A 10,143-nucleotide genomic window follows, 5' to 3' on the forward strand; every position below is an offset into this window, starting at 1 on the left:
GACCTTGTTGCAGCAGTCGCCCGCCTGGGTGGCCTGGGGTAGGATGCGGCCGGGGCGAGGCCTCTTCACCCTGCAGGGGACCCCTCGTGCCGTTCAAAGCCAATGCCGCTCGGCGCCATCACATCCCGAAGCAGCGGCACCGGGTGACCAACTGGGCCGAGTACGACGCCGGCCTGCGCGCCCGCGGCAGCCTTACCGTGTGGTTTACGCCGGAGGCGGTCGAGGCATGGACGGCTGAGCCGCGTACCGGCCGGGGCGGGCAGCCCGTCTACTCCGCGTTGGCCATCGCCACAGCCCTGACGCTGCGGGCGGTGTTCCGTCTGGCACTGCGCCAGACCGAGGGGCTGATCGCGTCCGTCCTGCAGTTGCTCGGCCTCGACCTGCCGGTGCCGGACCATAGCACCCTCAGCCGTCGGGCCGAGGTGCTCGAAGTGCCGCGGCCGAAAGCGGGGAGCGCGCCGGTCCACCTGCTGGTGGACAGCACTGGTCTCCGCCTCTGTGGACCCGGCGAGTGGCTAGAGGAGAAGCATGGCAGCAAGCGGCGTCGGGCTTGGCGAGTGCTGCACCTCGCCACTGACGCCGACACTGGGCTGATCGTCGCCTCGGCACTGACCGACAGGGATGCCGATGACGGCTCTCAGGTCGGTCCACTGCTCGACCAAGTGGACGGATTGGTGGCGTCCTTCACCGGCGACGGCGCGTACGACAGAGACGACGTCTATGCCGAAATTGCAGCGCGCCATCCCAAGGCGGCGGTCATCGTGCCGCCGCGCGCAAATGCGGTGCCAAGCGACGTGGCCGAGACCACACCAACGCAACGCGATGCCCATCTGCAATGTATCGCCAAGCGCGGCCGCTTGGGATGGCAGCGCGCATCGGGGTACAACACTCGTGCCCTGGTGGAGGCCGACGTCTCGCGCTGGAAGCGCGTCATCGGTGATGGACTACGTTCGCAAACGGATGGACGTCAGGCGACCGAGGTAACCATCGCTGCCGGCGTGCTGAACCGAATGCTAGATCTCGGACGCCCGATCTACGTCCGCATTACATGACCCGAAACGCGGCTTGGGTTCGATGCACCCTACGGTCGTTCAGTGCAACAAAGTGGCTCGACGGCTCAGGGTGGAGTGGTCCGGCACGGCGAGGTCAAGACCAAGCAGCTGCATGATGGAGCCGATCAAGCCCTCGGTCTGCCGCAGGGCAAGGCGGAACACGGCACGTAGCGTCAGGGCAGTTGCGATCGCCAGGTCCGAGTACTTCACCTGCCCACCCGGCCAGTGCGCGCCTCGGCGCGCCACCCTTCAACTGCCTCGGTCGTGAACCACACGGTGAGGCTGCCACCCGCGCAAGCCGGCGTCCTACTCAGCCTAGTAGGTGACCTTCTGGCGCTGCTTTGGGATGTGGTGCCGGCGATCGGCGTTGGTTTAGGATGGCATGGCGGCGTCCTCCAAGGCGCTCGATCGGTCGGGCCCATGCACCAAGGTGGCTACGCTCCCAAACAGACCGACGGTAAGCAACTGAGGTGGGCATCGCTGCCAAGGTGCTGAACCATATGCTGGAGCTTGGACGGCCAGAGTACGTCCGCATCGCGTATTCCAATTGTCGGTAGGAATCGGCCTCTCTACGCCGCTGGCCCATACAACACGACGCCTATAAACCGCATCTCAAAGTCCGATCCGGACCTTTTTCACGCGGGAAAATACCAAAGCGAAGCTTGCACGCGTAAGTTCGGTCCCGCATCATCCGGCCTTCTTCCGGGAGATGGGTGATGGCTGCAAAGGCTACCTGCCGTGTACTTGTACTTGGTGGTTCAAAGGGGGGTTGCGGCCGGTCAACGATTGCGCGGAACCTGATGGTTGCCGCCCGGCTAGCCGATATCAATGTAGTTGGTGCTGATCTTGATCGCCAGGGTACCTTCCTCAGGTGGAGCGAGCGACGCGAGGTTGCTCGGCAGAAGCTCCCGCAGATTGTCCCAACGGAGGTTTTCAGTGCAGAGGTCGGCAACTGGCGCTCAATCCTTGACCAAGTGAAGAGTTACCAACTCGCCATCGTAGACACTGCGCCCGGCGTCGAACACGATATGACTCCAATGCTCGAGTTGTGTGGCAGAGCCTCACTAGTCTTGGTGCCGACTTCGCCCTCCGGTGATGACCTTGAGAGTGTCGCACCTTGGTTCAGAACGTTGACAGATGCGGGTGCCAACGCCGAGTTCGTGCTGAATCGTGCGAACCGCCGCACCCGCTCTTACGCCGCCGCCCGCACCACGCTGCTCCGATATGGCGCAGTCGCTCCGGTGGAAATCCCGCAGTTGGAAGAAATCATGACGCCGTTTAAGACGGGCCTCTCGGCCGTAGACTACGAAAACAGCAAAGCAGCCGATGCAATGAATGACCTTTGGCTACACGTGCGCCGGGCTGTGAAACTGTGAGCCGCCTTCGGGCAGGTGCCGCCAAGGGCGCACTAAAAGACCTCGAAGCAGTCGGTGATGCGCGTGACCTCCTTGCTGGCGACCGCCGCTTCGGTCAAGCACAGGAGATCAAGCGACAGCAAGATGAGGGTCGAGAAATCATCCACGAGGTGTTCGCGGGCTTACCTATCGCTCAAAACCCCGACCGCATCCGTGAAATCCTTGGCGCCCGGTCAGTCATCTTTGAGAACTGGGGCAAAGCTTCGACGGCCTTCTTAGCGATTGGCCGCACCCTCCTAAGCTTGCGTGAAACTCTGAGCCCAGAGGAAGATCGTGCTCTGCGCCGAGGCGCGAGCCGACTGTTTCCGTTTTCAGACAGCATGGTCTCGAAGTTTGTTGAGATCGCGCGCGCGGTGCGGGAGGGCCGCATCCCCGAGCCACAGCTTCCTGCCGCTTACTCGACGGCGTACGACCTCGCCAAGGCGCTACGCGACGAACGCGGTCTGCAGCTAGCAACGGAGCGGAATTTAATCCGCAACGACGTGCAACGGGTCGAAGTCGAGGCGCTAAAGCGCGACCTTCGGGATGGCCGCAGGCTTGGTGGGCGGATTGTTGATGCCACCGCAGCTGATGAGGCCGCGCAGGCCACGGGCGTACCGAATGGCCGCGTCAGCCTCGATGCTCTCCGTGCACGGCAGGTAGACCTCCGTCGGCAACGGGACGAGGCTGCCGCCCGACTAGCCGATCTCGACCGCGACCTTATTGAGGTCACCGAGCAGCTCCGGATCGCGGAAGGCGGCGTTGAGGTGTAATGGCACCTTGCTGCAGAAGTTGTGCGGTCGGGCGGGTTGAGGTGAGCTGGCGTAGAGGCAAGCCGTCGTTTCATGAGAGAAGCACGCTGTGCCCTTCAAGGCGGGTGCCGCTCACCGGCGCCACGCCCTCGAGCAGCGTAACAAGGCAGCGAACAGGGCGGCGTGAGATGCCGGCCCCGTGCGTTCGCGGTAGTTTGGCCGTGTGGTTCTCCAACGCGGCGGTTGAGGGCTGGCGCATCGAAGCGTACGTATCTGGCCGGCTAGCTGAGGTGCTCGCCTCTAGCGATCACAGCTCCCCCGACGCTTTGGGCCGTGTTCCGCTTGGTGTGGCGCCTAACTGAGAGGCTGAGCGGTTTCATCTTACAGTTGCTTGGCCTCGATTTCGCAGCAGTTGACCCTGAGCCGTTGGGTCGAGGCGTTGGGTCGAGGCGTTGGACATGGCGCGGCCGCACTGTGGAGGCGAGCAAGTGCACTTGCTGGTGAACAGCATTAGGCCGCGGCTGTTAGGGCCCTATGCCCCACTAGAGAAGAAGCACGGCACCAAGGGGCGCCGAGACGAAGTGTGCTCCAGTTGGTCACCGACGGCGACACCGACGAGATCGTTACTTCAGTGCTGGAAAAACAGATGTGCGCATGGTCTGTACCCCTTTCGTTGGATAGAGGGTGGGGGGATTACTCCGGAAGAGCGAGGCCACCGAGGGCGACCAGCTTTGGTCCAACCGGCGGGCGGGAGGGGTAGAGGATTACCCCATCATCTGCGACCTCAACACGTGCCTCCGAATAGGCGGCAACCGCTGGGGCAAGCCACCGCTTGAAGTCGCGGCGGAAGGTGTGCATCTCGGCATAACCAAGGCCGAATTGCTCCTTGAGCGCCGCCCAACGGACCGGTGTTGGCGCTTTCAAGGTGTGTAGCCGGTAGGCGAGCCAAATGTAGATGTCGAGGCTGACGCTGAGCCCGGACAGCTCCCGGAGCGCCGTTTCGCGCAAAGGAACGGGATGTTGGCGCAGTGCTTGGTAGAAGACCTCGTCTAGGACAACGCGGTCTTCCCAAAGATCACCCTGCGGGCCGCCAGCGTCTTCGACAGCCCGCTGGAAGCGCAACCCGGAGCGAACGAAGCGCCCCGCTTCCCATCCGCTCGCCATCTGGTTTTCCCACGAAAATTTGAGGCTGCAGGCTGCGATCCTGGCCGCCTGCTCACGCAGGGCGCGCCCGGTCTCACCGCCCCAGGTAAGACCCATCCTTCCAAGCCATTCCCGCATGCTTCGGCCGAGTTCGACCTCGCAGGAGTTGGTCCGCACGGCTTGTGTCTGCAAGTAGAGCAGAATCATACGCGCCCGTGCGCCATAAGGGACGCCGTAAAGCTTCGCTTGGCCCATACCGCGCCGAAGGCGGCCAGGTTCTATCATTAATACGACACGGTGGCCACGCTTCTCCCAGACCTGCTCGTCCGACAGCCGCTTGTGTGGCAAGCCTGTGAGGCAGAAGCCAGTATAGGTAATGCCGATCTTGCCGGCTTCGTCCCCGAGCACCTCTGCAGCAATGTCGATCAAGCCGCGTTGTTCAGGCGCCATCATGGATCGGGCTTGGTCACGCCCATGGGCAAGCACCAGCTTTCGAGCCCCGTGGTCCGCGTCCTGCACCATGCTTTCTTCCTCAAGGCTGTTGGACCATGGCGAGAGGCTGTCCATGGCGTCAACGGGGGGATCACTCCGGGGACTAGTAGGAGGTAGTAGGATTCTAACTAGTTGAAGTATGGAGTAATCCCCCCGTGGATAACCCCGATTCCCGGAGCTTTCCCCCCATTTCGCGTGAGTGATTCCCTATGGATGGATGTCACGTCTGAGGATAAGCCGCTCCGGAGTAATCCCCCCACCCCACTGCGACTCGAAAGCGGTCCGGAGTGATCCCCCCACCACCGCCGGCGTCAGCGATTACCGGAGTGATTCCCCCATTAGTCCCGCTAGCGCCCAGGAATGTGCCTACCGCCTGTGGCATTCCCCAATGTTGAAGGCGTGCTCAAGCCGACGGCGCCCGAGGTGGGAGTGCCCGATGAACTTGATTTCCTGACCGGCTGCGGGCGGCATATGCAGCACTTTGCCCGTAAAGGCCGCCGCGAGTGGGAGCGGGCAACCGAGAACGGCCGCTACAAGGCGGCGGGGTGGACCCATTCACGATGCAAGCGTGTGCTCGGAGGCGGTCTGCCACCATGGAGTGATGACAGTGTCGAACGCCATGGAGGTAGAGTTCTACCTCGATGTGCTGAAGGCTATGGCGCGCTACGAGCGGCCAGAGATCTTCAATACCGACCAGGGCAGCCACTTCACCTCGCCGCTGTTCACCAGTTTATTGCAGCAGGCTGGGCTGCGCATCTTGATGGACCGCCGTGGCCGGTGGATGGACAACGTGTTCATCGAGCGGATGTGGCGTAGCCTGAAGTACGAGTGCGTCTACCTGCATGACTTCGAGATCGGCTCGGAGCTGCGGGCCGGGCTGTTGAAGTGGTTCGGTTACTATAATGCCGAACGTTCACAAAGCGCACTTGCTGGGCAAACCCCGGATGAGGCCTATAGGGCGAACAAGGCAAAGAAATTGGCGGCCTGACGACAACCAGGACCGAGCTTATCCAGGCCGTCAAACTGTCCGACGAATGGGGGCCATCTCACTTGCGCGGCTACAGCGTCATCTCCATTCCTCACTTGTGAAGAGCCCGGGCTCACCGGGACAGCGCGAGCGAGTTCCCGCGGAGGACCAGCGCAGTTAATCCTCTGAGGTCCTAATCTTCCTGCAATGGACGTTCTGATACCCTGCCGCGATGCCTGAGAACGTCCTGGCTACTCCACAGGAAGCGCTGGCCGGCGTCGTGGAGCGGGTCACCTACCACAATGCCGAAAACGGCTTCTGCGTGCTGCGAGTCAAGGTGCGAGGCCAGCGCGACCTGGTTACCGTGGTCGGGCATGCAGCTACCATCTCCGCCGGCGAGTGGGTGCAACTGTCCGGGACCTGGTTCAATGACCGAACCCATGGCCTGCAGTTCAGGGCCAACTTCCTGAAGGCGACACAGCCAACCACGAGCGAGGGCATCGAGAAGTATCTCGGCTCCGGCATGATCCGCGGCATCGGACCAACCTATGCCCGGAAGCTGGTCCAAGCCTTCGGGACCGCAGTGTTCGACTTGATCGAGGCCGAGCCCGACCGCCTGCGTGAGGTCACCGGCATCGGCCCCAAGCGCGCTGCCCGCATCGTTGCTGGATGGGCAGATCAGAAGGCCATCCGCGAGATCATGCTGTTCCTGCATGCCCATGGCGTTGGCACCTCCCGGGCGGTGCGGATCTTCAAGACCTATGGTCCCAATGCCGTCGAGGTCATCACTGACAACCCCTACCGCCTCGCGCGGGACATCCGCGGCATCGGTTTCCGCACGGCTGACCTCGTCGCCCAGAAGCTCGGCATCGAGCCAACCGCTATGATCCGGGTGCGGGCCGGCATCTCCTTCGCCCTGGCCGAGGCAACGGGGGAGGGGCATTGCGGCCTGCCGGTGGAGGAACTGGGTGATCTGGCCAGCTCGCTGCTCGAGGTAGAGCCTGCCCTGGTCCAGACCGCTCTTGAACTGGAACTGGAGGCGGGGGAGGTGGTGGCTGACACTCTGGCCGGCCAGCCTTGCGTCTTCCTGGCGGGGCTATACCGGGCCGAGCAGGTGATCGCCGAGCGGCTGCGGACTCTGGTCCGTGGTCGGCCGCCTTGGCCGGAGATTGATGCCGCCAAGGCCATCCCTTGGGTCGAGGCCCGTACAGGGCTGGCGCTTGCCAGCAGCCAGCGCGAGGCGCTGCGGCTGGCGGTGCGCTCCAAGGTTCTGGTGATCACCGGCGGTCCGGGGGTGGGCAAGACCACGCTGGTGAACTCCATCTTGCAGGTGCTCCGGGCCAAGGATGTGGAGGTCGGCCTCTGCGCGCCCACCGGCCGGGCAGCCAAACGCCTGAGCGAGAGCACTGGGCTGGAGGCCAGGACCATTCACCGCCTGCTGGAGGCTGATCCTAAGACCGGCGGTTTCAAGCGGGGTGAGGAAACCCCGCTCGGCTGCGAGTTGCTGGTGGTGGACGAGACCTCCATGGTCGACGTGCCGCTCATGCGCGCCCTGCTGCGGGCCTTGCCGGATGGGGCAGCGCTGCTGCTGGTGGGTGATGTGGACCAGCTGCCCTCAGTTGGCCCCGGGCAGGTGCTGGCCGACATCATCGGCTCCAGCGCGCTGCCGGTGGTCCGGCTAACGGAGGTGTTTCGCCAGGCGGCCGAGAGCCAGGTCATCGTCAACGCCCACCGCATCAACGCGGGTAAGATGCCCGAGCTGAAGACAGCCGAAGGGTCGGACTTCTTCTTCGTCGAGGCGGCTGACCCGGAGGAGGGGGTGCGCAAGCTGCTCGCGGTGGTCGGCAGCCGCATCCCAGCCCGCTTTGGCCTCGATCCGGTACGGGATATCCAGGTGCTCTGCCCAATGAATCGCGGCGGATTGGGCGCTCGCTCGCTCAACATCGCCCTGCAGCAGGCGCTGAACCCGCCGGGTGAACTCCGGGTGGAACGCTTCGGCTGGAGCTACGGGGTGGGCGACAAGGTGATGCAGGTTGCCAACGACTACGAGCGCGACGTCTACAACGGCGATCTCGGCATGGTGTCAGCTATCGATCCCGAGGAGGCCGAGCTGGTGGTGAGCTTCGAGGGACGAGAGGTGGTGTACGGCTTCGGTGAGCTGGATGAGCTGGTGCTGGCCTATGCCACCACCATTCACAAGGCTCAGGGCTCGGAATACCCGGCCGTGGTGATCCCGCTCAGCACCCAGCACTACGCCATGCTGGCCAGGAACCTGCTCTATACGGGCGTCACCCGCGGCAAGCGGCTCGTGGTGCTGATCGGGCAGCGCCGGGCGTTGGCGATCGCGGTCAGGAACGGCAGCGCCCGCCGCCGCTGGTCTAAGCTCGGCGAGTGGCTCGGCGGTGCCGTACGGGGCTCAGACCGCCGGGATCAACGCCAAGGGCAGCGGCCGTCCGATGCCCGAGCGGCAGGGTGATCATCATGTCCCAGCGCCACCCGGAGACCTCATTATACCCGGCGGTGAAAGCTCATCTGGAGCGCCTGGGCTACGAGGTCAAAGGCGAGGTTTGTGGCTGCGACATCGTGGCGGTGCGACCAGGCGAGTCGCCTTGGCTCGTCATCACCGAACTGAAGATGGGCTTCACTCTCGAGCTGGTCCTGCAGGCCGTCGGCCGCTTCGCCGCAGCGGACGAGGTCTGGCTGGCGGTCAGGTCAACGCAACGCGGGCGGGACCGGGACCGGCGCGTCCACAAGCTTTGTCGTTTGCTTGGCTTCGGGCTGCTTGCTGTCGATCCCGTCCGCCACATGGTCGAGGTGCTGGCCGAGCCAACGGCCTATCGGCCTCGCCCGAACCGCAAGCGCCGCAGCTTGCTGCTCCGCGAGCACCGCCAGCGCCGCGGTGACCCCACCCCGGGCGGCGCCTCGCGTACCCCGATCATGACCGCCTACCGCCAGCAGGCGCTGGCCTGTGCAGCGGCACTGCAGGACGGGCCTCGCCGGCCGCGCGACATCAAGGCCATCGCGCCCGATGCCGGCCGGATCCTGCTGCGCAACGTGTATGGCTGGTTCGAGCGCGCCGGGCGCGGCGTGTATGGCCTTACCATCGCAGGCAGTCAGGCCACTCTGCAACAGCAGGCTGCAGAACGCCAAACGCACCCGGAGACCTCGACATACTCAGCAACAGGTTGGCTCCGGGAATGACTGTGGTGCCGACGACGCTGCGGGTTGGAACGGCTGGCTGGTCGATCCCGGCAGCGCAGGCTGACCGCTTTCCTCAGGGAGGCAGCCACCTTCAGCGCTATAGTCAGCGCCTCGCGGCCGTCGAAATCAACTCGTCCTTCTACCGGCCGCATCGGCCCAGCACCTACGAACGGTGGGCCGCCAGTGTTCCACCGCATTTCCGCTTTGCCGTGAAGGTGCCGAAAGAAGTCACCCACACCCGAAGGCTCGCCAACACCGCGGAGCCGCTCGCGCGCTTCCTGGATGAAGTCCGCCGGCTCGGACCCAAGCTTGGGCCTCTGCTGATCCAGCTCCCGCCCAGCCTGGTCTTTCAGCAAGGTCTCGCAGCCGAGTTCCTCCAGCATCTGCGCAACAGCTTCGCCGGCGACCTGGCATGCGAGCCGCGTCACCCAAGCTGGTTCACCGACGAGGTCGATGCGGTACTGGTTGAGCACCGCGTGGCGCGGGTCGCCGCCGATCCGGCCCCGGTCCCGCGTGCCGCCGAGCCGGGCGGATGGCCGGCGCTGACCTACTTCCGGCTGCACGGCTCGCCGCGCATGTACTACTCGCCCTATCCGCAGGCCTATCTCCACCAACTGCAGAGCCGACTCTCCAGCCTTGACGGCGAGGTGTGGTGCATTTTCGACAACACGGCCGAGGGGGCAGCCACCTACGATGCGCTGGTGGTGGCAACCGGAACGTCTCCCCCGGCGTAGGCTATCACCACGGCGACCAGGACCGGCTGCAGGATGGACCGAGCGCGGGCGCCGGCAAGTACGGCGTCACCGCGGCATCACCGTGGCGCCTTCGCCGCCTTGCGGGCCGTGAACTCAGCGACAAGCCGGTCCGTCTCCGCTTGGGACGGAGGCTTCACCGGCCGAGCTGGCCGACCGGCTGCGGTGCGGCTGGCCAGCCCGGAACCCTTGGCTTGCCAAGACGCCGTGTCGGCCCCAGCCAACGCCTTCGGGATCTCGGCCAGGAAGCGTGATGGCTTGCCGGCCCAGTCGCGGCGGCGTCGTACCCAGCTCAGCTGCAGTGAGTGCCGTGCACGGGTGACGCCGACATAGAAGAGCCGGCGTTCCTCGGCGATCGCGCCTTGCTGCTCCGCCTGCCAATTTGGCCAG

8 protein-coding genes and 2 pseudogenes are annotated in these 10,143 nt (G+C 64.5%); 7 read left to right on the plus strand and 3 right to left on the minus strand.

From position 1 onward, the window contains the following. The first annotated feature begins 86 nt into the window (after positions 1-86). Positions 87-1,052, plus strand: coding sequence for an IS5 family transposase (locus tag EP26_RS27670; RefSeq protein ID WP_043340304.1), 966 nt, complete (start codon positions 87-89; stop codon positions 1,050-1,052). Between the two features lie 54 nt (positions 1,053-1,106). Here the strand turns inward: EP26_RS27670 and EP26_RS37020 are convergent. Beyond that, a pseudogene (locus EP26_RS37020) lies at positions 1,107-1,366 on the minus strand (transposase); the annotation flags it as partial. A 402-nt stretch (positions 1,367-1,768) separates the two neighbouring features. Here EP26_RS37020 and EP26_RS35655 point away from each other — a divergent pair. Both EP26_RS35655 and EP26_RS35660 read left to right on the plus strand, forming a co-directional pair. Next, on the plus strand, positions 1,769-2,428 hold the full coding sequence (locus tag EP26_RS35655; RefSeq protein ID WP_157033864.1) for a ParA family protein: 660 nt from the start codon (positions 1,769-1,771) through the stop codon (positions 2,426-2,428). After that, positions 2,425-3,219: a hypothetical protein gene (locus EP26_RS35660; protein WP_157033865.1), complete on the plus strand. Its 795-nt coding sequence runs from the start codon at positions 2,425-2,427 to the stop codon at positions 3,217-3,219. Before EP26_RS35655 ends, EP26_RS35660 begins: the two co-directional genes overlap by 4 nt. A 672-nt stretch (positions 3,220-3,891) precedes the next feature. Here EP26_RS35660 and EP26_RS27690 read toward each other — a convergent pair. Then, positions 3,892-4,908, minus strand: coding sequence for a replication protein RepA (locus EP26_RS27690; protein ID WP_245624548.1), 1,017 nt, complete (start codon positions 4,906-4,908; stop codon positions 3,892-3,894). Positions 4,909-5,440: 532 nt separating this feature from the next. Here EP26_RS27690 and EP26_RS27695 point away from each other — a divergent pair. The 4 genes and pseudogenes from EP26_RS27695 to EP26_RS27710 form a co-directional block, all read left to right on the plus strand. After that, a pseudogene (locus EP26_RS27695) lies at positions 5,441-5,821 on the plus strand (transposase); the annotation flags it as partial. Between the two features lie 211 nt (positions 5,822-6,032). Further along, entirely contained in the window at positions 6,033-8,276 is a 2,244-nt protein-coding gene (gene recD2, locus EP26_RS27700) for an SF1B family DNA helicase RecD2 (RefSeq protein ID WP_084113074.1), read from the plus strand. A 5-nt stretch (positions 8,277-8,281) separates the two neighbouring features. Continuing rightward, entirely contained in the window at positions 8,282-9,001 is a 720-nt protein-coding gene (locus tag EP26_RS27705; protein WP_052389776.1) for a DUF2161 family putative PD-(D/E)XK-type phosphodiesterase, read from the plus strand. Continuing rightward, positions 8,998-9,735 (plus strand): DUF72 domain-containing protein, encoded by a 738-nt coding sequence (locus tag EP26_RS27710; RefSeq protein WP_043343903.1) that lies wholly within the window; start codon positions 8,998-9,000, stop codon positions 9,733-9,735. The genes EP26_RS27705 and EP26_RS27710 overlap by 4 nt, the downstream gene beginning before the upstream one ends. 77 nt (positions 9,736-9,812) lie before the next feature. Here EP26_RS27710 and EP26_RS33950 read toward each other — a convergent pair. Next, positions 9,813-10,143 (minus strand): ATP-dependent helicase (locus EP26_RS33950; protein WP_169747521.1); only part of this gene is annotated, 331 nt, incomplete at its 5' end.

The organism is Belnapia moabensis DSM 16746, assembly GCF_000745835.1.
GTDB lineage: Bacteria > Pseudomonadota > Alphaproteobacteria > Acetobacterales > Acetobacteraceae > Belnapia > Belnapia moabensis.

Bases quoted from the DNA above. Each gene is read 5' to 3' on its own strand.
- EP26_RS27705 (WP_052389776.1), top strand. From the start codon at position 8,282: ATGTCCCAGCGCCACCCGGAGACCTCATTATACCCGGCGGTGAAAGCT.
- EP26_RS27710 (WP_043343903.1), top strand. From the start codon at position 8,998: ATGACTGTGGTGCCGACGACGCTGCGGGTTGGAACGGCTGGCTGGTCG.
- EP26_RS27690 (WP_245624548.1), bottom strand. From the start codon at position 4,908: ATGGACAGCCTCTCGCCATGGTCCAACAGCCTTGAGGAAGAAAGCATG.
- recD2 (WP_084113074.1), top strand. From the start codon at position 6,033: ATGCCTGAGAACGTCCTGGCTACTCCACAGGAAGCGCTGGCCGGCGTC.
- EP26_RS35655 (WP_157033864.1), top strand. From the start codon at position 1,769: ATGGCTGCAAAGGCTACCTGCCGTGTACTTGTACTTGGTGGTTCAAAG.